Here is a 20,814-nt window from a genome sequence, read left to right on the forward strand (position 1 = left end):
GAGACGCCGATGGCGATGAACAGCCAGCCGGTGCTCAGCTCCTAGCGGCGGCGCACGTCCGGCCTGTCGAGCAGGGCCCGCAGCCGGGCGGCGACGACGACGAGGGCGAACCAGTAGGCGACGCCGATGACGACGTCCAGCAGGCCCAGGAGGAAGATCTGCCGCGCCAGGGATCCGTCGCCGTCGGCGAACTGAGGGAGGACGCTGAGGAAGAACAGGGCGGCCTTGGGGTTGAGCACATTGGTGAGGAACCCCTGGGAGAAGCCGGACCGGAAGCGTCCCCGCACGGGCCCGCCCTCGTGCGGGGCGGGGGACGCGACCTCGTTCCCGGTGCGCCTCTCCCGGGCGGCCCGGCGGGCTGCGAGCACGGCCCGCACGCCCAGGTACACCAGGTAGGCCGCGCCCAGCAGTCTGATCCCGTCGTACACCGCGGGTGAGCGGGTGGCGATCGCCGAGAGGCCGGCCGCCGCGGCCAGCATGTGCACGCACAGCCCGGTCTGGGCGCCCAGTGCCGCGGCTCTGCCTTTCGAGGGGTCCTCGGCCGCCGATCTGACGACCACGAGGAAATCGGGGCCCGGCACCAGGTACGCCACCAGCACGACCCCCAGGAAACCGACCAGGTCGACCGTCATCCGCCCTCCACTCCCGCGCCTGCGAAATCGCCCGTAGCCGGCGCCCGTTGGCACCTCCGTGCGAAAGGCCGCCGAGCCGGCGGCACCGTCGGGTACCCCCTTAGGGGCCGCCCGGACAGCGGACGGCTCAACGAGGGTGGACCGGTGCCCGGGAAGGTGTGCTCGTCCTGGCGGAGGTCTTGCACCGGTACCTGGACGCCGCGGGCATCCCCCGCTGACGGCGGTGGAACGCCCTCAAGACAAGGCGCGCGCGGGCGGTCCTAGCCCGCCGCCCGCCTCTCGGCCCCGGGCAGCGGCGGGAGCGTCGTCCCGTGGATCCACGCGTGTCGGCGGCGCCGACTGCTCGTACACCCAGGTGGTGGTGCTCGCCTTCGTCGTCCGGGTCAGCAGACGTCCTCCCGCGACGACCGCGTACGCCGACGGCGTGGTGACCGAGCGCTGGTACGACGCCTTGTCGGCGGGCCGGTCGTTGCACGGGTACCACGACGGCGCCCCGATCGGCTGGCTGGCCACCAGCGCCCCGTCCTCCGGCTCCTCCCAGCCGCCCACAGACCGTTGACGGCCGCCTGCCGGGGGGAGATGGGAGAAGGCCAGGGTTTGATGAAGGGTCAGCGGGCATCCCGGCCCAGCTCAGGCTCACTGACGCTTCACGCGGTGGCGGAGGTAGACGACTCGCGCGTTGTAGGTGCGGGTTTCGACGAGCTCCAGATCCACCCGGCGCTCGTCCCGGGGGAAGAACGGAATGCCGCCTCCGACGAGCACCGGGTAGACCATCGCCCGGTACTCGTCGATCAGACCCGCCGCGGCCGCCTCGGCGGCGAGCGTCGCGCCGCCGATCGCGATCTCGCCCTCCCCCGGCTCGGCCCGCAACCGCTCGATCTCCTCCGCCACACTGCCGGAGGCCAGGCGGGCATGGCCCTGTACCGAGGACAGCGTGGTGGAGAACACCACTTTCGGAAGCGGATTCCAGAGCCCGGCCCATTCGAGCGTCGCTTCGTCGAGCGAGGGGTCCTGGTCGTCGACGGTCTCCCAGTACAGCATCGTCTCGTACAGCCGTCGTCCCAGCAGGTGGACGTCGACCTGCCGGATCTCCTCGATCCAGAAGCGGAAGACGTCGTCGCCGGGCTCCGTCCAGCCGAAGTCGCCGTCCGGTCCCACGATGTAGCCGTCCAGTGAGACGCCCATCGAATAGGTCACGCTGCGCATCTGAAGACCTCCTCAGTGGCGAGTTCGACCCTATGGGGCGCACTCCGCCTACGACGCCTGTCTCGCCATCGGCCATTGTTGGTGCAGTCGTCGACGGTGGCGACTGCACCACGCCCCCGGACGTCACCGTCATCTCCGGTGCAGCTTCGCCGGGGACGGAGTCGGTCAACGGGGGTCTGCGATGGGAGGGAGGCCCGCCCGGGCCGAGGGGTGGGTGTGGGCGGATTGCAGGAGCCGTGCGGCGCCGCGGACGGCCGCTGTGTGCGGGGCCGGGACGATGTGCAGCGGTGCCTTCAGGCGAGCGGTGAGGGGCTGGGTGATCTCGGGGCGCAGGGCTCCCCCGCCGGCCACGAGGATGCCGCGCCGCAGGGCGCCGGCGGTGAGCGAGATGCGGTCGTCGCGGCGGATCGCGGTCAGCATCGCGACCACCGCGTCGACGATCTGCTCGGGCGCGGTCACCGCGTCGAGGTCGCTGGTCCCCAGAGCCGTGCGGTGCGCGTCGGTGACGGCGCCGTCGCACAGCAGCACCACCTCGGTGAGATGGGCGCCGACGTCCAGCACCACCAGCGGCCGGGACATGTCCGCGTCCGCGGCCAGGGCGATGCACCGGGCGCTGGGCACGGTCAGGACGCTGCGGGGCCGCAGCACCTCAACCGCGGCGCGGGCACGGGCCCGGTAGGCGACGCCGTCCACGACGGGAGTGGTCACGATGACCAGGGGGCGGGCGAAGCGGGGCAGCCGGTCGCCGAGCAGGCGCTGAAGCATCCGGGAACACCCTGGGGTGTCGATGATGGTGCCGCGCTGGACGAGGTGGACCGCGCCCGCCCCGGGAAAGGTGACCGTGGGGACATCGACGACCGTGCCCTGGCCTGCGAGCCAGACGCGGGTGCGGGCACTGCCCATGTCCAGGGCGATGCCGCGGCAGCGCCGACACGGCGTCCCCGGCCGGGGACGGGCCCGGGCGCCGGACAGGTCCTGAGTACCGGTCACGGCTGTGCCTCCTTGACCTGCTGGCAGCGGGCGCAGTAGCGGGCCTGCGGCACGATCATGAGCCGTTCGCGTTCGATCGGGCGCCGGCACAGGTGGCAGGCGCCGTACGAGCCTTCGTTCATGCGGCTGAGGGCCGCTTCGACGTCATTGAGGACCATGCGGGCGGAGGCGGCGAGTTTGACGCGGACCTCGATCTGCGCGGCGGCCCGCTGCCGGAGCCGGTCCTCGGCCCGGGAGGTGACCGGCCCACCGAGCAGGCGCAGTTGCTCCTGGCGGAAGAGGCGCTGCTCGTGGAGGTTCTCGCGCAGCGCGGCGAGGTCCTCGGCCGACAGGTGCGTCGTGCTCTCTTCGACGGTCTGGTGGTTCACCACATCACCCCTTTGCGGCAGGGCCTAAAGGTCGGTAAGGGCGGGATCAGGCCGTGCGGCGCCGGCAGGCGACGCAGTGGCGGGTGTAGGGCAGGATTTCGAGCCGCTCTGCGGGAACGGGCTTCGCGCAGCCCACGCAGATGCCGTAGGTGCCGTCGTCGATGCGGGTGAAGGCTTCCTCGATCTCTTGCAGCACCCCCTCCATCGCGGTCTTCTGCGCGGACAGCAGGTGATCGTCCGAGCCGCGCTCGGTCTCATCGAGGGCACGCAGCTGGGCCAGCCGGGTGGCGCGGGCGTGTTCCAGGCGCCGGCGGGCCTCGTGCGGGTGGGGCTCGGCCCGGGTGGCGTCGAGCGGCATGGTCGGTCCTTTCTCGGCGGCGGACGCGGATGCGCGGGCGGTCATGCTCGGCGGGCGGCCCGGCGGGTGGCCGGGCCGCCCGTCCGCTGCCGGGTGGTCGTGTGAGCTCCAGCCTGGCCCGGTCCGCGGCGGATGCCCATCGGGCGCGGGCCCCATGTGCACCGGTGCGAGGGACCCATGCGGCCGCGCCATGGGTGGTGCGCGCCCGGGGAAATGGGGGTCAGGTCCCATTTACGGGGCGCCTGGGGAGGGGGCAGCCTGGCCACAGGCTTGCTCAAGCGCCCGGCCCGCGAACGCGGTGGGCTCCGCGATGCCCGACAGTGGAGGTGAGACAGAGTTCGTAGAAGGGGAGGCGCGGGGACGGTGTCCTTGTTCTGGCGGATCTTCGCGCTCAACGCCGTGGTGCTGGGCGCGGCCACGGCCCTGCTGCTGTGGGCTCCGGTGACCGTCTCGGTGCCGGTGCTGCTGACCGAGGCGGTGATCCTGGTCGGCGGTCTGGCCGTGATGCTCGTCGCGAACGCCGCGCTGCTGCGGCTCGGTCTGGCCCCGCTGGACCGGCTCACGAAGCTGATGACCACCGTGGACCTGCTGCGTCCAGGCCAGCGCCTGCCCGCTTCCGGGGCCGGCGGGGTCGCAGAGCTGATCCGTACCTTCAACGCCATGCTGGAACGGCTGGAGCAGGAACGGGCCGCCAGCAGCGCCCGGGCCCTGCTGGCCCAGGAGGCGGAACGCCGGCGCATCGCCCAGGAGCTGCACGACGAGGTCGGCCAGAGCATGACCGCGATTTTGCTGGGGCTCAAGCGCTCCGCGGACGACGTACCGGAGCCGCAGCGCAGGGAGTTGCAGGAACTGCAGGAGATCACCCGGGCCAGCCTGGACGAGGTGCGCCGCCTGGTGCGCCGGCTGCGGCCCGGCGTGCTGGACGATCTGGGCCTGGTCAGCGCGCTGACCTCGCTCAGCGAGGACTTCGCCACCCATACCGGGCTGCTGGTCACGCGCCGCTTCGACACCGACCTGCCCCCGCTGGCCCCGGAGACGGAGCTGGTCCTCTACCGTGTCGCGCAGGAGTCACTGACCAACGTCGCCCGCCACGCGGACGCCGGGCGGGTCACCGTCGCGCTGCGCCGTGCCGACGACGGCGTGGTGCTGACCGTGACCGACGACGGCAGCGGCATCGAGGCACCCCGCGAGGGCGCCGGCATCCGCGGCATGCGCGAGCGGGCCCTGCTCGTCGGGGGCCGCCTCGACATCACCCCGGCACCCCGGGCCGGCACCCGGGTCCGGCTCACCGCGCCGCTCGCAAGGAAGCAGCTCTGACCATGCCCGACACGGCCATGCCCGCTCCCGCGGAGTCCAGCACGATCCGCATCCTGCTCGCCGACGACCACGCGCTGGTCCGCCGCGGCGTGCGGCTCATCCTCGACCAGCAACCGGACCTCGAGGTGGTCGCCGAGGCCGGTGACGGGGCCGAGGCCATCGAGCTGGCCCGCACCCGCGATGTCGACCTGGCCGTGCTCGACATCGCCATGCCGCGCCTGACCGGTCTGCAGGCCGCCCGCGAACTGGCCGCTGTGAGGCCGGACCTGCGGATCCTGATGCTCACCATGCACGACAACGAGCAGTACTTCTTCCAGGCTTTGAAGGCCGGCGCGAGCGGGTATGTGCTGAAGTCGGTGGCCGACCGCGACCTGGTCGCCGCCTGCCGGGCCGCGATGCGGGACGAGCCCTTCCTGTACCCGGGCGCGGTGACCGCCCTGATCCGGAACTACCTGGACCGGGCCCGCCGCGGCCAGGAAGACCCGGACCGGATCCTCACCCCCCGTGAGGAGGAGGTCCTCAAGCTGGTCGCCGAGGGCCACTCGTCCAAGGAGATCGCCGACCTGCTGTTCATCAGCATCAAGACCGTCCAGCGCCACCGCGCCAACCTGCTCCAGAAACTCGGCCTGCGCGACCGTCTCGACCTCACCCGTTATGCGATCCGCGCCGGACTGATCGAGCCCTGACCGGAGGCCGGCCCGGCCGGCACGCCACGACGAGAGGGGGGACGGTGCCATACAGCGCGCGCACGGCGCCCGGCGTCGGCAGCGCCCGATCCCCCCACCGGATCGCGGCGCTGCCGGCGGTCCTTGTCCTCGTGGTGCTCGCCGCGCTCGGCATCGCCGCCCCGGCGCCCGGCACAGCGGGCGCGGGGGTGCCGGCAGCGCCCGCGGCGGCGGCCCCTCAGCGGTACGACGAGACGCGCGCCGGCGACGGATGCGACGCCGTCCGGGCGGCCATCCGGCACGAGCAGCACAGCGAGCACCCGGGCCCGCGCGGACACTTCGGCGTCTGCGGCCGGAGTGCCGACGTCGCCCCAGGCGGGGTTCCGGGCCCACCGCAGGTTCCGAGCCGGCACCTGCCCTGCTCGCAGCCGCCCGCGGACCAGGAGCAGGGGCGTGCGCCCCCGGTGTCCTCCGGCACCTGACGCTCCGTCCCCTTCACATCCCGACCCGCCCCGCCGCGGCCCGCGCCGGCCGCTGCCGAGGTGTGCCTGCCGGAGGTTCCCGTTGAACCGTTCCCTTCGTGTGAGGGCGCTGCTCGCCCTCGCCGTGCTCGCCCTGTCCCTGTACGTCGCCGCCACCGTGCCGGTCCGCCTCGGACTCGACCTGCGCGGTGGGACACAGATCGTGCTGGAGACCCGTTCCACCCCCACGGCCGACGCCGACCGCGCGGCCACCGACCGCACCCTGGAGGTGCTGCGCGGCCGCATCGACGCGCTCGGCGTCGCCGAACCCACCCTGGTGCGCTCCGGCGATCACCGGATCATCGTCGAACTGCCCGGTGTGCAGGACCCGGAGAAGGCCGCCGAGGTCCTGGGCCGAACCGCGCAACTCACCTTCCACCCCGTGCTCGGCGCCGCCCAAGACGGCGACGACGCGTCCCGGCCGCTGCCGAAGCGGCCCGGGCAGCGCGTCCTGCCCGACGAGTCCGGAACTCCGCTGCGTCTCGGGCCCGCGTCCCTGACCGGCGAGGACGTGAAGGAGGCCGCCGCCCGGTTCGACCAGCAGGGCGGCGCCGGATGGCACGTCACCGTCGGCTTCGAGGGCGCCGGCCGGGCCGGCTGGGCCCGCCTGACCGGCGAGGCCGCCTGCGCGGCGCCGGGCGAGGCGGCGCGGCGGGTCGCCATCGTCCTCGACGACAAGGTCATCTCCTCCCCCCAGGTCGATCCGTCCATCCCCTGCGGGACCGGCATCCGGGACGGCGCCACCCGGATCACGGGCTCGTTCAGCGCCGAGGAGGCCCGCGAACTCTCCCTGCTCATCAACGGCGGGGCGCTGCCCGTGCCCGTCGAGACCGTCGAGCAGCGCACCGTCGGTCCCACCCTCGGCCGGCAGGCCATCACCGCCAGTGCCTGGGCGGCCGTCATCGGCACCGCGCTGACCTCGCTGTTCATCATCGTCGTCTACCGGCTGCTGGGCGCCCTGGCCGCCCTCGCCCTGGCCTGCTACGGCCTGGTCTCCTACGCCGCCCTGGCCGCCCTCGGGGCCACGCTGACCCTGCCGGGCCTGGCCGGTTTCGTCCTGGCCATCGGCATGGCCGTGGACGCCAACGTGCTGGTCTTCGAGCGGGCGCGCGAGGAGTACGCGGCACGCCGCCGGCCCAGCATCCGCTCGGCGCTCACGGCCGGCTTCCGCAACGCCTTCAGCGCGATCGCCGACTCCAGCATCACCACCCTGATCGCGGCCGCTCTGCTGTTCTTCCTGGCTTCCGGGCCCGTGCGCGGCTTCGGCGTCACCCTCGGCATCGGTGTGCTCGCCTCCATGTTCAGCGCCCTGGTCATCAGCCGGGTGCTCGCCGAGTTCGCCGCGAGCCGACCGGGCGTACGCCGCCGCCCGCGCATCACCGGCATCGCCACCACCGGCACGGTCCGCGACCGCATCACCCGCCGCAATCCGCTTCTGATGCGCCGCCCGCGCCGCTGGCTGGCCACCTCGGCGGCCGTGCTCGTGCTGGCCGGCTCGGGTCTGGCGGTGCGCGGCGTCGACCTCGGGGTGGAGTTCACCGGAGGCCGCCTGATCGAGTACTCCACCAGCGGCCCCGTCGATCCCGGCCGGGTCCGGACCGCCCTCGCCGACGCCGGGTTCCCCCGCGCGGTGGTGCAGTCGTCCGGCGACACGGGTCTGACGGTGCGTACCGAACCCCTGACCGGCGCCGAGGAGGACGAGGTCACGAGCGCCCTGCGCGAGGTCGCCGGCCCGGCGGACAAGGTGCGCGACGAACTGATCGGCCCCAGCCTCGGCAAGGAGCTGCGCCAAGGCGCGCTCATCGCGCTCGCCGTCGCCCTGGGGGCGCAGTTGGTCTACCTCGCGGCGCGCTTCCGCTGGGTGCTGGGCTCCGCCGCGGTCGTCGCCCTCGTCCACGACGTGGTGATTCTGCTCGGGGTCTTCGCCTGGCTGGGCAAGCCCGTCGACGGGGTGTTCCTGGCGGCGCTGCTCACCGTCATCGGCTACTCGGTCAACGACTCCGTCGTCCTCTTCGACCGCGTCCGGGAACTGGACCGGCGCGGCCCGGGATCCTCGCCGTTCTCCGGCGTCGTGAACCGGGCGATCCTGCAGACCCTCCCCCGCACGGTGAACACCGGCATGGGCGCGGCGTTCATGCTCACCGCGCTCGCCGTGCTGGGCGGCTCCTCGCTCACGGACTTCGCCCTGGCGCTGCTCATCGGCCTCGCCGTCGGGACGTACTCCTCGGTGTTCACCGCGGCTCCCGTGGCGATCGGGCTGCACGCCCGTTCGCGCCGTGGGAAGCCGTCCCCGGAGGGCGCCGCGATCACGACGTGAGCCGGTCCAGCGCGGCCAGGACGGGGGCCACACCGTCCTCCCCGGCCAGGCCGCGGGCCAGTTCCCGGGCCCGGTCGCGGTGCCGGGGCTCGCCCGTGGCGCGGCGCAGCGCGGGGGCGAGTGTGCCGGCGGTCAGGCGCCGCAGGGGGACGGCGCACGGGGCCGTCCCCAGGGCGACCAGGCGCGCCGCCCAGAAGCCGCCGTCGAACTGCACCGGCACCGGGATCGTGGGGACGCCCGCGCGCAGGACGGCGGCGGTGGTGCCGGCTCCGGCATGGTGGACGACGGCGGCCGTGCGGGGGAACAGCAGGGCGTGCGGCACGTCGCCCACGGTGATCACGTCGTCGTCGCTGTGGGCGGTGAGGCCCGCCCAGCCCTGCTGGACGATGCCGCGCAGTCCCGCCGCCCGCAGCGCGCGCACGATCTCGGCGCTGAGGTGACCGGGGTCCGGCACCGTCGCGCTGCCCAGTCCGACGAACACCGGCGGGGGCCCGGCGGCCAGGAACTCCTCGACTTCGCCGGGCAGGGTGCGGGTGTCGTGCGGCCACCAGTACCCGGCGATGTCCAGCCCGGGGCGCCAGTCCCCGGGGCGGGGCACCACCCGTTCGCTGAATCCGTGCAGCACGGGCCAGTGGGCCCGCTCGTGGGCCCGGCGGCTCGCGGAGGGACTGCGCAGGGCCATGCCGTGCCGGGTGCGCAGCCGGTGCATGGCCTGGGTGAAGACCCGGTCGACGGCGGAGATGACGGCCCGTCCGCCCAGGTGGTTGCCCAGCGTGCCGAGCGAGCGTCCGCCGAGCATGGGCGCGCCGAACTCGCGTGTCGGATGCTGGGGTTGGAGGAACAGGCCCAGACTGGGCAGGTGCAGCCCCTCGGCGATGGCACGGCCCAGCGGGGCCACGGCTCCGGCGGCCAGGACGACGTCTGCGCCGCGGGCCGCCTGGACGAGGGAGTCGGTCATCTCCTCGGCGGCGGACCGGGCCATCGACGCCGCTCGCAGCAGCTTGCCGAGGCCGGTGGTGCTGGCGTGCAGCCCTCGGCCGCGGTCGGAGTGGGACACGGCGTGCGGGTCGACCGGGGTCGGATGGAAGCGCACCCCCGATCCGGCTGCCAGGGGTTCGAACAGGCCGTGGGTGGCGAGCGTGACCTCGTGCCCGCTCCGCGCCAGCCCCGCGCCGAGCCCGGTGTACGGCGCGACGTCGCCGCGCGATCCAGCCGTCATGATCACCACGCGCATGGGTCCAGTGTGGACCGGCCGCGCGAGCGGCACACGGCGCATGACCGCACGTGGACGAAATTCGCCGGTGCGGGTGCCTTCCGGCCGGTTGTGCTCACGGCGGGCCGGTGTCCAGTGCGCCGAGGAGCCGGGTGGCGGCCTGGCGCAGGCGCGGGGAGGCGTCCTCGGTGAGAGCCTCCAGCCGGCCGCGGGCCGTCTCGCTGCCCGGGGGGCAGTGAACCTCCGGCCTGCGTCCAGCGTTCGAGACCGAGGACGGCTTCGTAGCGGACCGGTTCGTGCGGGTCGTCGAGGCGGCACAGGAAGCGCCGTACGTCGTGGCGGGCGTGCTCGTCGGCCGGGTCGTCGCCGTCGAGCAGGGACAGTGCGGCGGCCAGGACTTCGCCGGACGGGGCGTTGTCCGCGAGGCGGCGCAGGTCGGGCAGGGCCTGGGTGAGGCCGTCGAGCGCGTTGCGTGTGCGCCAGGTGTACCGGCCGTCGGTGGCCAGATGGTCAGTCAGGGCCCAGGCCACGGGGTGGCGCTCCCAGGGGCGGAGGCCGTTCTCGACGAGTGTCTCCAGGCCGTCGAGCACGCCCCCGCGGAGCACGTCGTCGGGGTCGTCCAGGAGGGACAGCAGGAGCCACACCGCGTCCCAGCGGCCGGCGTTCCCTACGGCGGTGGCCGCGGCGGCCCGGGTGTGGGGGGAGAGCGTCTTGTCGGTCAGGGCCGCGCGGAGATGCGGGGCGGCCGTGCCGGGGTCCACGGCGCCCAGGGCACGTGCGGCCGAGGGTCCGGCGACGGGATCGCGCAGCCACCGCACGGCGGCGTCGGCCACGCGGTCGGCGCCCAGCCCTTTCAGCCCCCGCAGCAGTCCTGCGGCGGCCTCGGGGTGCTCCTCGGTGCGCAGGGCGGCGTCCAGCTTGTCCTGCACCTGATCTTGTTCCACGTGGAACAGGCGCCGGGCGGCCTGGATCCGTACCGCGGGCGACGGGTCGTGGAGCCCTGTGAGCAGGGAGTCGAGGAGTTGCCGGGTGCACCGTTCCGGCAGCCATTCCAGGGCACGCGCGCGGGCGGCACCCGTGCCCCGGCGGGCCGTGCGCATGACTTCCGCCCGTACGGCCGGGTCCTCTCCGCAGGTGTGCAGCAGGGTCCGGGCCCGCCCCCATACGGCGGGGTCCGGGTCACCGAGCAGGGCGGCCAGGGCGGTGACGTCCCCGGGCACGCCCAGGGCCGACAGCCCGTCCAGGGCGTTGATCCGGACGTGGTGGTCCGGATCGGACAGCAGGCGGGAGAAGGCCCGGGTGACGGCGGGCCCGCCGAGTCCGAGCCGGGTGGCGGCGACCGAGGCCCTGCGCCGCACGTCCCGGTCCGCGTCGCCCATCAGGACGGGCAGCGCCTCTTCGCCGGCCTCCGGGACGCCGAGCCGGCCCAGGCCCAGGGCGGCGGCCGCGCGCACGGCCGGGTCGGGGTCGTCGGCCGCTTCGGCGAGCACGCGGGCGTGCTCGGCCCGGCCGATCCTCCCCAGCCCCTTCAACGCCGCGGCACGCCGCTCCGGATCCGGCTGCGCCGACTCCCGCAGGAGAAAGGCGATCTGATGGTCCTCTCCCATGAACACCCCTGCACAGTCAGACCGTCGGGGGGAGCGAAGGTTGCCCGCGTCCCGGGTGCTCCACCACATCGTGGTGGAGCACCCGGCTCCCGGTGGGACGGTGGATCAGGACGACTGGGCGCTCTGGTACAGGTTCTGGGCGTCCGTGCCGAAGTACGGGCCGTACATGGAGTTCGGGAAGAAGTTGTACTTGAAGCTGTTCACCGAGGACTGCAGGCCGGTCCCGGTTGCCTCGCTGAACTGGGTGAACCAGGGGCCTCCGCTGGAGCCGCCGGTCATGTTGCAGGTCAGACCGTGGTCATTGGAGAGCAGGAAGTCGCGGGTCGTGGTGCCGCTGCAGTAGATGAACTTCTCGCCGTCGTACGGCGCCGCGGCCGGGAAGCCGAAGGAGTACATGGCCTTGTTGTAGCCGGTGTTGAAGGCCAGGCCCTGCCCGCCGACGACGTCGGTGAGCCTCTTCCCGTCCAGCGGGGCGACCACGGCCGCGCCGATGTCGTAGTTGATGTCCTCACTGGCCGTCCACTGCGGCGTGGACAGGGTCTTGGACGCGGCCCAGGTGCCGTACGGGCGCTGACCGTCGTGGTAGCCGGGTACGAAGACCCAGTTGGTGTGCCAGGCGCCCTGCATCTTCACGCAGTGGCCCGCGGTGATCACGGTGCTCTTGTTGGCGCTGGTGACGGCGTTGCCGGAGCAGGACGCGGTGCGGCCCTGGTAGCTGAAGAACACCCGCCCCGCGGTCTTGGTCACCGCTCCCCCGCCGGACCAGGGTCCGCCGCCGTGCGGGAAGGCCTGGGGGCCCGCGGCCGAGGCGGGCGCGCTGGGGGCGACGACCTTCGCCCTGCCCGTGCGCAGCGCCGGCGCCCGTACGTCGGAGCGGTCGACGGAGAGGAGGTCGAGCGGGGTGGCCTCGCGCATCCGCTGCGGGGTCCAGAAGGCCAGGGCGCGTTCCCGCGCCAAGAGGGTCGTCGTGCCGGGGTCCGGTGCGGCGCTCGCCGGTGCGGCGGTGACGCCGGTCGCCAGGAGTGCGGCGATGCCGGCGAGCGCGCCGAGGACGGAGCGGCGGACGGGGGTGCCGCCGCCGGACGGGCGGGGGCTGCGGGGTCGGCCTATCACGCGGTCTCCTTCTGCTGTGGGGGCCGGGCGGCGGGAAGCCTCCACCCGGTCAGGCAGGGGTGTCACTGCGGACGGTCAGGGGGCAGCGTGCCACCGGGAGGCCGATTTGGACAGGTGCATGTCATGACGTTGGCCGAAACCGCACGCACTCCCCACGTGGAACGGGACATGCGGACACAGAAGAACCCGGCCTCACGGGGGAGACCGGGTTCGGGAGTGCGCGGCTGGTGTCAGAGGATGGGGCCGGAGCCGCTCGGGCCGCCCGGCTGGACGCGCCCGCGCCAGGCGCCGGATTCGACTCCGCGCTCCTCGATGTACTGCTTGAAGCGCTTCATGTCGCCCTTCACCCGGCGGTCGATGGTGCCCATCATGTCCCCGGCCTTCTCCACGGCTCCGCTGGGCTCGATGTCCATGACGAGCTCCACCCTGGTGTGGGTGTCGTCGAGGCGCTCGAAGCGGACGGAGCCCCTCTGGTGCGTGTCTCCGCTGGTCGTGCGCCATGTGACCCGCTCGTCGGCCAGCTGGTCGACGATCTCGGTGTCGAATTCGCGCCGTACCCCACCGATCTTGGTCGTCCAGTGGTTGTGGCGGTCGTCCAGCTGCCTGACCTCCTCGACGCCCTCCATGAAGTTCGGGAACTCCTCGAACTGCGTCCACTGGTTGTAGGCGGTGTGGACGGGGACGTCGACTTCCACGGTTTCCTTGATGGTGCTCATCTGCATGCCTCCGTATTCTCACCGTTCGACTGCGGGAGGCCCATCGGCCCACACAGGTCCGGGCCCGTGCGGGACGAGTACCCGGGATGCTCGGCTTGCCACATCGGATGTGATCAGCGAGCGGCACAAGTGGAGGTGCAGATGAGCTGTGCCGGGCGTACGACGGGATCAGAACCGGTCGTGCTGTTGCGGCTGCCCGTACGCCTGGCCGCTCGGGCCGTTCGTGCTCTGGGTCTGGAGCTGCTCCGCCTGCTCCTTGGTCACCTTCTGTTCCGCTCCGCAGAAGGTGCACTGCGTCAGGTACTTCGTGGAGATCGGGAACAGCGGGACGAAGAACAGGGTGAACTTCGTGATGCGCTTCCTGAGCGTGTGAGCGGCGGGGTTCCCGCACTGGCCGCACACCAGCGTCAGTATCGCCAGCTGGTAGAGGTAGCCCTTGGTGCCGAAGATGATCACGTGTTCGGTCCTTCCCGGTCGGATCTTCATCCAGTGTCCTGCATCGCGGGCACACCGGGGGTTCTGGCCCCTCGTTCGTGTGGAGAGCGCGGCACGGGCTGGTCCGGTCGGGTGACGGCGGGGACGCCAACGGTCCGGAGGGCCCGCAGCCTGCGCAGCCGAAGCGCGCACGGCCCGGGCCGCGTGAGGGCGGCCCGGGCTGTGCCGTGCCGGGGTGTCAGGCGGAGAGGGCCGTCAGCACCACGGACTTGGCCTCTTCCTGGACCCGGCCGAGGTGGTCGGGGCCGAGGAACGACTCGGCGTAGATCTTGTAGACGTCCTCGGTGCCCGAGGGCCGGGCCGCGAACCAGGCGTTGTCCGTGGTCACCTTGATGCCGCCGATGGCCGCGCCGTTCCCGGGAGCCTCGGTGAGCACCGCCGTCACCGCGTCCCCGGCCAGGGTGTCGGCGCTGACCTGGGCCGGGGAGAGCTTGGCGAGCAGGGCCTTCTCCTCACGGGAGGCGGGGGCGTCGATGCGCGCGTACGCCGGCTCACCGAAGCGCGCGGTGAGGGCCGCGTAGTGCTCGGAGGGGGTCTTCCCGGTGACCGCCGTGATCTCCGAGGCGAGCAGGGCGAGCAGGATGCCGTCCTTGTCGGTGGTCCACACGGAGCCGTCCCGGCGCAGGAAGGAAGCCCCGGCCGACTCCTCCCCGCCGAAGCCGATGGTGCCGCCCAGCAGTCCGTCCACGAACCACTTGAAGCCGACGGGCACCTCGACCAGCTCGCGGCCCAGGTCGGCGGCGACCCGGTCGATCATGGCGGAGGAGACCAGGGTCTTGCCGATGCCGGTGGTGGCCGGCCAGCGGTCGCGGTGGGCGTAGAGGTAGGAGATGGCGACGGCCAGGTAGTGGTTGGGGTTCATCAGGCCGGCGTCCGGGGTGACGATGCCGTGCCGGTCGGCGTCGGCGTCGTTGCCCGTGGAGATCTGGAAGCGGTCGCGCTGCTCGATGAGCGAGGCCATCGCGTACGGCGACGAGCAGTCCATGCGGATCTTGCCGTCCCAGTCCAGCGTCATGAACCGCCAGGTGGGGTCGGTGTACGGGTTGACCACGGTGAGGTCGAGGCGGTGCTGTTCGGCGATGCGGCCCCAGTAGGCGACCGACGCACCCCCGAGCGGGTCGGCGCCGATACGGACACCGGCCGCGCGGATCGCGTCCAGGTCGAGCACGCCGGGCAGGTCGGCGACGTAGGTGCCGAGGAAGTCGTAGCGGCCGGTGGTGGGGGCCGCGAGGGCGCGGGCGTAGGGGACGCGCCGTACGTCCTTCAGGCCGCCGCGGATGATCTCGTTGGCCCGGTCCTGGATCCACGAGGTCGCGTCGGAGGCGGCGGGGCCGCCGCTGGGCGGGTTGTACTTGAACCCGCCGTCGGCGGGCGGGTTGTGGGAGGGCGTGACGACGACGCCGTCCGCGAGGCCGGTGGTGCGGCCCCGGTTGTGGGTGAGGATGGCGTGCGAGACGGCCGGGGTCGGCGTGTAGCCGTCCGCGTCGTCGATCAGCACCGTCACCTCGTTGGCGGCGAACACCTCCAGGGCGGTCACACGCGCGGGCTCCGACAGGGCGTGGGTGTCCGCGCCCAGGAATAGCGGGCCGTCGATGCCCTGACCGGCGCGGTATTCGCAGATGGCCTGGCTGGTCGCGGCGATGTGGTCGTCGTTGAACGCGGCCGCCAGGGACGATCCGCGGTGTCCTGAGGTCCCGAACGTGACGCGCTGGCCCGGATCGTCCAGGTCGGGGCGGCGCGCGTAGTACGCGGTGACCAGCCGAGCGACATCGACGAGATCCTCTGGTCCGGCCGGACTTCCCGCTCGCTCGTGCTGCATGGGCCCGCTCCTCCGTAAGGGTTGATCGTTCGCTTGCGGTCTCATCCTTCCTCGTCACCGTGGTGCCGCGCGAGAGGGGCACCACGGTGAGGGGCGGATGTGCGCCGGCCCACGGAGGAGAGGGTGGTCCGGGGCACGGGGAGGCGGCGCCACGGACCACCGGGACCCCCGGTGGCGCGCCGCGCCGCCTGCTTCCCTCGTGCCGGCACGTCCATCGCGCCGGCCGTACTCAGATCCGCCCGCCGGTGAGCCGGGTGAGGGGGCCGTGCGCGCCGCGTTCGGCACGGCGGCCGACGGCGTAGGACGCCGCGCTCAGGGCGGTCAGGCCCGCTCCGACCCCCGCGGCCACGAGCTTGCGGTGGGCGATGACCGTCCAGGCCGTCTTCGCCGTGGTGGCGACGTGCCCGGAGGCCGTGACGACCGCCTGGCGGCCCGCCTCGACGCCCCTGGCCGCGGTCTGTGCGGCCGCCTTCGCCGTCTCGGTGGAGCGCTCCGCGCCGGACTTGGCGGCTGACGCGGCCTCACCGGCCTTGCCCGCGGCGCCCTTCGCCGCCTGGGACGCCGACGCGGTGGCCTTGTCGGCCGTGCCGCGGGCCTTGGACTCGGCGGTCCGTACGGTGGTCGTCGCCTTCTGATTCGCGCGCTTGTTCTCTTCAGTCATGGACACCGACTTGCCTCTGACTCCGGCGGCAAACACATTCGGTCGCGCACCGACCGGGCGGAGGTGTGCCTGGGCACCGCGTCGGAGGGGTAGGCGCACTACACAGGCAAGCGTCATCACCACAGGAAGGAAGGTGCGTCATGGCCGGAATGCTGAATCGCATCAAGGAGTTCGCCAAGAGCCCGCAGGGACGGCGGGCCGCGGAACAGGCACGCCGGGCCGCGGCCGACCCCCGCAAGCGGGCCCAGGCCCAGCGTCTGCTCGGCAAGCTCAGGGGCCGCGGCCACTGACGGGGGCGCCCGTTCCTCCCGGTATCCAACTTCTCTTCCCTACAGGTGTGTTCATGTCCGGCTTGGGCACTTGAGCCGCACCACACACACCTGAGAAGGAGCTGATTCGATGGGCAGGGCGGGAAACGGCAGGCGGGTCTGTGCCTTAGGCGTCGCCGGAGCCCTGGCGGGGACGGTGCTGGTCGGTTGCGGCGACGACGGTGACTCGGGCGACGGCGCGCAGGGCACCTCGGCGTCATCGAGCGCCGGCGCCCGGGAGCAGGGCACCCAGGCGGTGCGGTCGGCCTACGACAGGACGGCCGAGGAGGACACCGCCAAGGTGAAGCTGCGGGTGCAGACCTCGGCCCAGGGCGCCTCGCAGACCGCGAACGGGCAGGGCGTGGTGGACCTGGACGACGGCGACAGCGTCATGACGCTCACGGTGCAGGGACAGCGGATCGAGCAACGGGTGGTCGACCAGGTCCTCTACCAGAGGATGCCCAAGGGGCAGGCGCCCGGCGGTAAGCCCTGGATCAAGATCGACCTGGGAAAGGTCGCCGCGCAGCAGGGCACCGGCGACCAGCCCATGAGCGATCCGGCGCAGTCCGCGGCGTACGCCAAGGCGATCACCGACAAGGACGTGACCGAGAAGGGCACGGCCACGGTCAACGGTGTGGAGACCACGCATTACCGCGTCTCCGTCGACGTCGCCGAGCTGCCGAACGGCGACACCCTGCGCAAGCAGGTCGGCCCGACCCTGCCGATGGACGTCTGGCTGGACGACGAGGGGCGGATGCGCCGTCAGCAGATCGACATGACCGTCAAGGCCCCGGAGGCGACGCAGCGGTCCTCCTCCGACGCCTCGTCCGCGCCCGAGAAGGTCACGGTGCGCACGGTCATGGACTTCACCGACTTCGGTACCGAGGTGGAGGCGGACGAGCCGCCGGCCGGACAGGTCACCGACATGACCGGCAAGGCTCTGGAGCAGGGCAAGCGGCAGAGCTGACCGGGTCACCCCACCGCATGGCCGCGGAGGCGTCGTACGAGGTCGTCCGCGGCCTGCGGCCACTCGGGGTGCTCGAAGGCGAAGCCCGCTTCCAGCAGGCGGCCGGGGACGACACGGCGGCTCTTGAGCAGCAGTTCGGTGTCCGAGCGCAGGACGAACGCGCCGAGTTCCGCCATCCAGCGGGTCGCGGGCAGGCCGACGGGGACGCCGGACGCGGCCCGCAGGGCCCGCATGAAGGCGCGCTGCGGCACGGGGCCCGGGGCGGCGAGGTTGACCGGGCCCTCGATGTCGTCCCGGGCGACGAGGAACTCGACCGCCCGGACGAAATCCCGGTCGTGGATCCAGGACACGTACTGGGCGCCACCGGCGACCGGGCCGCCGAGACCCAGCCGGGCCAGGCGCAGCAGGACGTCGAAGACTCCTCCGCGGTCCGGGCTCATCACCATGGCGGCGCGCAAAGCCACCTTCCGGGTGTGCGGGGTGTCCGCGGCCTCCAGCTCGCGCTCCCAGGCCTTGGCGATGTCGATGCTGTACCCCCAGTAGCCGGGGACATCGGGTTCGGTGCCGCCGATCACGCCGGTGGCCTCGTCGTTGGCCGCGTCGAAGCGGTGCGCGTAGACGGTGGCGGTGCTCATCTGCAGCCAGAGCCGGGGCGGTTCGCTCGCCGCGGCGACGGCCTCGCCCACGACCCGGGCGGAGTGGACCCGCGAGTCCATCATCTGCCGGAGGTTGGCGGGTGTGTAGCGGCAGTTCACGCTCCGGCCGGCCAGGTTGACCACGACATCACAGCCGTCGATCTCGGCCGCCCAGGGCCCCTGGGTCGCGCCGTCCCACCGCACTTCCCCTGGCCCGGCGGGGTGCCTGCTGAGCACCACGACGTCATGTCCGGCAGCTCTCAGCGCGCGCTTCAGGACCGTGCCGACCTGTCCGGTGCCACCGGGCATCACGAACTTCATGAAGGTCTCCCCCTCGATGTGTGAGTACGACCCTAGCTCACATTTGAACGTGTTCAAAACCTTGGGAGAGGCGGGCTTTAACCTGCGCAGATCCGCCATCGGGCAAGATGGGGCCATGAGCGTAGTCAAGATCAACGTGCTGACCGTGCCCGCCGAGCAGCGGGAGACGCTGGAGAAGCGGTTCGCCTCCCGTGCGCACGCCGTGGAGAACTCCGACGGGTTCGAGTGGTTCGAGCTGCTCCGCCCGGTGGAGGGCACCGACACCTACCTCGTGTACACCCGGTGGCGTGACGAGGAGTCGTTCCAGGCCTGGATGGAAGGGCCCATGAAGACCGCGCACCAGGGCGGCGGCGAGGGCGGCGAGCGGCCGAAGCCGGCGGCGAGCGGCTCGACGCTGTGGTCCTTCGAGGTGGTGCAGCAGGCCGGGCCGAAGGAGGCCTGACCGACGGCGTGACGTACGAGGGCCCCCATGCCGCGCGCATGGGGGCCCTCGGCGTCTCGTGGGGCGTCGTGCGGCGGCGCTCAGCTCCGGCGGGAACGCGTGGGCACGGCGGTGCGGCCGACCGCGGCCGCCAGTTTGCGCAGGCGGCGCCAGTCGAGCCGTGGGGGCGCCTCGGGCACTCCGGGCCGGTTGCGGGGCACCCGCACCCGCAGGGCGCGGCGAGCGATGCGGCAGTGGACGGGTGCGGGCAGGGTGAGCGCCTCGCCGTCGAGGCCGACCTCCAGCTGCGGCTCGTCGGCGTCGACGACGACGCGCTGGGCGGTGAGCACGGTGAGCCCTTCCGGGCGCGGCGACAGCAGGAGTTCGGCCGCTTCCACGGCACTGTCCACGCGGACGGCGAGCACGCCCAGCCGCCCGGAGTTGAGCCGCTCGCGGCGGCCGAATCCGAAGGGGTCGTCCATGCGGTAGGCGTTGTTGCTGACCAGGATCGCCTGCGGGTCGGAGACGATGATGCCGTCGGCGGTGGCCGTCAGACGCGGGCCGCTCTGCCGGGTGAGCAGTTCCGGCAGCCGCTCCAGGGCCGCGCCCACCTTGTCCTCGCGGTAGCCGGGGCTCTGGACGACGGCCCCGTACACGCCGAACGAGGCGTTGTTGACGAACGGGCGGTCGTCGGCGAACCCGAGGTCGACGCGGAGTTCGACGCCGTCGGTGAGGGCGTCGAGGCAGGTGGAGGGGTCGTCCCGGTCCAGGCCCAGGTCCATGGCGAAGTGGTTGCGCGTGCCGGCGGCGATGACGAGGAACGGCAGGCCGTGTTCGGCGGCGACGGCGGCGACCAGCGCCTGGGTGCCGTCCCCGCCCGCGACGCCCAGGAGGTCCGCTCCGTCGGCCACGGCGGCTTTGGCCAGGGCGGTGACGTCCTGGTGCTGGTCCGGGTCGAGCAGGACGACCCGGGCGCCGAGCGACTCGGCCTTCTCCCGCAGGTTGAACTTCTCGACCTTGCCGCCGCCGGAGCGCGGGTTGAGCAGCAGGAAGGGGTGCAGCGGCGGCGGCGTGCGGTACTCCTTGACCCGCACGGACCGCAGGCCCGTGCTGCGCAGGGCGTAGCGGCCGCTCCAGACCGCCCCGCACCACAGGAGCAGGGACAGGACGACCACCCACAGCAGGTTCGCCGCGGCGAAGGCCGTGATGAGGCCGGCGGGCGCGACGACGGCCAGCGCGGCCGACGCGATGCGGACCACTCCCCGCCGTGACAGGACCCACCAGAGCGCGGCCGCGGTCAGGGCGAGTCCCGCGAGGCCCGCCACGAGCAGGAGCAGCCCTCGCAGACCGCCGGAGACGAGCGGCAGCAGGGCCGCCAGGGCGGCCGCGGCCAGGGCACCCCTGGCCGCCCATCTCTGCCGGCGGTGAAACCGCTCGTCCATCGCCGATCCCATCTCGTCCCTCCGCTCGAAGGCCGGCGCGGGCGGATCCCCGAGACCGCGCCCGGCCGTGACCATGGTGCCCGCCGACCTGCCGGCTTCGCCACTGCCGTCCTGGATGGCTCCCCCGCCGCGGGGCACGTGAGACGCGCAGATCCATCGGGACGGAGCCATCGGTAGCGTACGCGGCCTCGTGAGCGCGGTTCCGGGCGCCGGGGGCCTGGCCTCGGCTCGGGAACCGCAACTCGGTGGCGTTCGGCGTGAAGATCAGGAAGGCTCGCGCGCATGGTCTCTGTGGTGCAGAACGTGGCGATCGACTGTGCGGATGCCTACGGGCTGGCCCGCTTCTGGAGCAGGGTGACCGGCCGTCCGCTGCATCCGGAGGACAGACCGGGTGACCGGGAGACCCAGGTGATGCTCGCGGAGGGGCCGGTGCTGTACTTCAACCAGGTCCCCGAGGCCAAGACGGTCAAGAACCGGATCCATCTGTGCCTGCGCCCCGAGACCTCGCGCGACCAGGAGGTGGACCGGCTGCTGGGCCTCGGCGCCACCTTCGTCGCCGACCACCGCAACCCCGACGGTTCGGGCTGGGCGGTTCTCGCCGATCCCGAGGGCAACGAGTTCTGCGTCCTGCGCAGTGCGTCCGACCGAGCCGCCATGGGCTCCTGACCACCCGGTGGAGAAAAGCCCCGGCCCGTCGGGAGACCGGCGGGTAAGCTCCCCTG

The 20,814-nt window shown here is 73.0% G+C and carries 22 protein-coding genes and 1 pseudogene; 8 read left to right on the forward strand and 15 right to left on the reverse strand.

What is annotated here, in order from left to right:
* Positions 1–41: 41 nt before the first annotated feature.
* The 6 genes and pseudogenes from OO68_RS42450 to OO68_RS26800 form a co-directional block, all read right to left on the reverse strand.
* Entirely contained in the window at positions 42–632 is a 591-nt protein-coding gene (locus OO68_RS42450; protein WP_051814821.1) for a LysE family translocator, read from the reverse strand.
* Positions 633–962: 330 nt separating this feature from the next.
* Positions 963–1,175: pseudogene (locus OO68_RS44410) on the reverse strand (M1 family peptidase); the annotation flags it as partial.
* 93 nt (positions 1,176–1,268) lie between these two features.
* A complete protein-coding gene (locus tag OO68_RS26785; RefSeq protein WP_033311716.1) occupies positions 1,269–1,838 on the reverse strand; it encodes a dihydrofolate reductase family protein in 570 nt (189 codons plus the stop codon).
* A 165-nt stretch (positions 1,839–2,003) separates the two neighbouring features.
* On the reverse strand, positions 2,004–2,828 hold the full coding sequence (locus OO68_RS26790; RefSeq protein WP_051814822.1) for a rod shape-determining protein: 825 nt from the start codon (positions 2,826–2,828) through the stop codon (positions 2,004–2,006).
* A complete protein-coding gene (locus tag OO68_RS26795) occupies positions 2,825–3,199 on the reverse strand; it encodes a TraR/DksA family transcriptional regulator (RefSeq protein ID WP_033311717.1) in 375 nt (124 codons plus the stop codon). The genes OO68_RS26790 and OO68_RS26795 overlap by 4 nt, the downstream gene beginning before the upstream one ends.
* 43 nt (positions 3,200–3,242) lie before the next feature.
* A complete protein-coding gene (locus tag OO68_RS26800) occupies positions 3,243–3,554 on the reverse strand; it encodes a TraR/DksA family transcriptional regulator (protein ID WP_033311719.1) in 312 nt (103 codons plus the stop codon).
* Positions 3,555–3,917: 363 nt separating this feature from the next.
* On the opposite strand from OO68_RS26800, the gene OO68_RS26805 reads away from it, so the two are divergent.
* From OO68_RS26805 to secD, 4 genes are all read left to right on the forward strand, one after another.
* Positions 3,918–4,871, forward strand: coding sequence for a sensor histidine kinase (locus tag OO68_RS26805; RefSeq protein ID WP_033311720.1), 954 nt, complete (start codon positions 3,918–3,920; stop codon positions 4,869–4,871).
* Positions 4,872–4,873: 2 nt separating this feature from the next.
* Positions 4,874–5,557, forward strand: coding sequence for a response regulator (locus OO68_RS26810; protein ID WP_051814823.1), 684 nt, complete (start codon positions 4,874–4,876; stop codon positions 5,555–5,557).
* 44 nt (positions 5,558–5,601) lie between these two features.
* Positions 5,602–6,018 carry a hypothetical protein gene (locus tag OO68_RS26815; RefSeq protein ID WP_033311721.1) on the forward strand — a complete coding sequence of 139 codons (417 nt, stop codon included), beginning with the start codon at positions 5,602–5,604 and terminating at the stop codon, positions 6,016–6,018.
* 82 nt (positions 6,019–6,100) lie between these two features.
* Positions 6,101–8,374, forward strand: coding sequence for a protein translocase subunit SecD (gene secD / locus OO68_RS26820; protein WP_033311722.1), 2,274 nt, complete (start codon positions 6,101–6,103; stop codon positions 8,372–8,374).
* Here secD and OO68_RS26825 read toward each other — a convergent pair.
* From OO68_RS26825 to OO68_RS26855, 7 genes are all read right to left on the reverse strand, one after another.
* The gene (locus OO68_RS26825) at positions 8,364–9,608 is read right to left on the reverse strand and encodes a glycosyltransferase (protein WP_033311723.1); all 1,245 of its coding nucleotides are present in this window, start codon (positions 9,606–9,608) and stop codon (positions 8,364–8,366) included. The two genes, secD and OO68_RS26825, sit on opposite strands and share 11 nt — an antisense overlap.
* Positions 9,596–11,194, reverse strand: a complete 1,599-nt coding sequence (locus OO68_RS26830; RefSeq protein WP_167345920.1) for a HEAT repeat domain-containing protein — start codon at positions 11,192–11,194, stop codon at positions 9,596–9,598. The genes OO68_RS26825 and OO68_RS26830 overlap by 13 nt, the downstream gene beginning before the upstream one ends.
* Before the next feature lie 105 nt (positions 11,195–11,299).
* Positions 11,300–12,307 carry a trypsin-like serine peptidase gene (locus OO68_RS26835; protein ID WP_033311725.1) on the reverse strand — a complete coding sequence of 336 codons (1,008 nt, stop codon included), beginning with the start codon at positions 12,305–12,307 and terminating at the stop codon, positions 11,300–11,302.
* Between the two features lie 230 nt (positions 12,308–12,537).
* Entirely contained in the window at positions 12,538–13,023 is a 486-nt protein-coding gene (locus OO68_RS26840) for an SRPBCC family protein (RefSeq protein ID WP_033311816.1), read from the reverse strand.
* Between the two features lie 168 nt (positions 13,024–13,191).
* Complete coding sequence (locus OO68_RS26845; protein WP_033311817.1) at positions 13,192–13,479, reverse strand: zinc-ribbon domain-containing protein; 288 nt, start codon at positions 13,477–13,479, stop codon at positions 13,192–13,194.
* Between the two features lie 217 nt (positions 13,480–13,696).
* A complete protein-coding gene (gene pgm, locus OO68_RS26850) occupies positions 13,697–15,337 on the reverse strand; it encodes a phosphoglucomutase (alpha-D-glucose-1,6-bisphosphate-dependent) (RefSeq protein WP_033311726.1) in 1,641 nt (546 codons plus the stop codon).
* Between the two features lie 229 nt (positions 15,338–15,566).
* Positions 15,567–15,998 carry a hypothetical protein gene (locus tag OO68_RS26855; RefSeq protein WP_106974424.1) on the reverse strand — a complete coding sequence of 144 codons (432 nt, stop codon included), beginning with the start codon at positions 15,996–15,998 and terminating at the stop codon, positions 15,567–15,569.
* A 140-nt stretch (positions 15,999–16,138) separates the two neighbouring features.
* Between OO68_RS26855 and OO68_RS46935 the strand changes: the two genes are divergently transcribed.
* On the forward strand, positions 16,139–16,288 hold the full coding sequence (locus tag OO68_RS46935) for a hypothetical protein (RefSeq protein WP_167345921.1): 150 nt from the start codon (positions 16,139–16,141) through the stop codon (positions 16,286–16,288).
* Positions 16,289–16,397: 109 nt separating this feature from the next.
* Positions 16,398–17,273, forward strand: a complete 876-nt coding sequence (locus OO68_RS26860) for an SCO4651 family lipoprotein (RefSeq protein ID WP_033311728.1) — start codon at positions 16,398–16,400, stop codon at positions 17,271–17,273.
* Positions 17,274–17,278: 5 nt separating this feature from the next.
* On the opposite strand, the gene OO68_RS26865 is transcribed toward OO68_RS26860, so the two are convergent.
* Positions 17,279–18,229: a TIGR01777 family oxidoreductase gene (locus tag OO68_RS26865; RefSeq protein ID WP_033311729.1), complete on the reverse strand. Its 951-nt coding sequence runs from the start codon at positions 18,227–18,229 to the stop codon at positions 17,279–17,281.
* A gap of 115 nt (positions 18,230–18,344) precedes the next feature.
* Here OO68_RS26865 and OO68_RS26870 point away from each other — a divergent pair, with 115 nt between their 5' ends.
* Positions 18,345–18,671: an antibiotic biosynthesis monooxygenase family protein gene (locus tag OO68_RS26870; protein WP_033311730.1), complete on the forward strand. Its 327-nt coding sequence runs from the start codon at positions 18,345–18,347 to the stop codon at positions 18,669–18,671.
* 80 nt (positions 18,672–18,751) lie between these two features.
* Here the strand turns inward: OO68_RS26870 and OO68_RS26875 are convergent, their stop codons facing one another.
* The gene (locus tag OO68_RS26875; protein WP_033311818.1) at positions 18,752–20,104 is read right to left on the reverse strand and encodes a diacylglycerol/lipid kinase family protein; all 1,353 of its coding nucleotides are present in this window, start codon (positions 20,102–20,104) and stop codon (positions 18,752–18,754) included.
* A gap of 270 nt (positions 20,105–20,374) precedes the next feature.
* On the opposite strand from OO68_RS26875, the gene OO68_RS26880 reads away from it, so the two are divergent.
* Positions 20,375–20,758 (forward strand): VOC family protein, encoded by a 384-nt coding sequence (locus OO68_RS26880; RefSeq protein WP_033311731.1) that lies wholly within the window; start codon positions 20,375–20,377, stop codon positions 20,756–20,758.
* The last annotated feature ends 56 nt before the right edge of the window (positions 20,759–20,814 follow it).

This window comes from Streptomyces iakyrus (assembly GCF_000717055.1).
Taxonomy (GTDB): Bacteria; Actinomycetota; Actinomycetes; order Streptomycetales; family Streptomycetaceae; genus Streptomyces; species Streptomyces iakyrus.

Excerpts from the sequence above, each read along its gene's own strand:
- OO68_RS26875 (WP_033311818.1), bottom strand. The coding sequence starts at position 20,104 with ATGGGATCGGCGATGGACGAGCGGTTTCACCGCCGGCAGAGATGGGCG.
- OO68_RS26855 (WP_106974424.1), bottom strand. The coding sequence starts at position 15,998 with ATGACTGAAGAGAACAAGCGCGCGAATCAGAAGGCGACGACCACCGTA.
- pgm (WP_033311726.1), bottom strand. The coding sequence starts at position 15,337 with ATGCAGCACGAGCGAGCGGGAAGTCCGGCCGGACCAGAGGATCTCGTC.
- OO68_RS42450 (WP_051814821.1), bottom strand. The coding sequence starts at position 632 with ATGACGGTCGACCTGGTCGGTTTCCTGGGGGTCGTGCTGGTGGCGTAC.
- OO68_RS26880 (WP_033311731.1), top strand. The coding sequence starts at position 20,375 with ATGGTCTCTGTGGTGCAGAACGTGGCGATCGACTGTGCGGATGCCTAC.
- OO68_RS26785 (WP_033311716.1), bottom strand. The coding sequence starts at position 1,838 with ATGCGCAGCGTGACCTATTCGATGGGCGTCTCACTGGACGGCTACATC.
- OO68_RS26865 (WP_033311729.1), bottom strand. The coding sequence starts at position 18,229 with ATGAAGTTCGTGATGCCCGGTGGCACCGGACAGGTCGGCACGGTCCTG.
- OO68_RS26870 (WP_033311730.1), top strand. The coding sequence starts at position 18,345 with ATGAGCGTAGTCAAGATCAACGTGCTGACCGTGCCCGCCGAGCAGCGG.
- OO68_RS26840 (WP_033311816.1), bottom strand. The coding sequence starts at position 13,023 with ATGAGCACCATCAAGGAAACCGTGGAAGTCGACGTCCCCGTCCACACC.
- OO68_RS26830 (WP_167345920.1), bottom strand. The coding sequence starts at position 11,194 with ATGGGAGAGGACCATCAGATCGCCTTTCTCCTGCGGGAGTCGGCGCAG.
- OO68_RS26810 (WP_051814823.1), top strand. The coding sequence starts at position 4,874 with ATGCCCGACACGGCCATGCCCGCTCCCGCGGAGTCCAGCACGATCCGC.
- OO68_RS26800 (WP_033311719.1), bottom strand. The coding sequence starts at position 3,554 with ATGCCGCTCGACGCCACCCGGGCCGAGCCCCACCCGCACGAGGCCCGC.
- OO68_RS26825 (WP_033311723.1), bottom strand. The coding sequence starts at position 9,608 with ATGCGCGTGGTGATCATGACGGCTGGATCGCGCGGCGACGTCGCGCCG.
- OO68_RS26860 (WP_033311728.1), top strand. The coding sequence starts at position 16,398 with ATGGGCAGGGCGGGAAACGGCAGGCGGGTCTGTGCCTTAGGCGTCGCC.
- OO68_RS46935 (WP_167345921.1), top strand. The coding sequence starts at position 16,139 with ATGGCCGGAATGCTGAATCGCATCAAGGAGTTCGCCAAGAGCCCGCAG.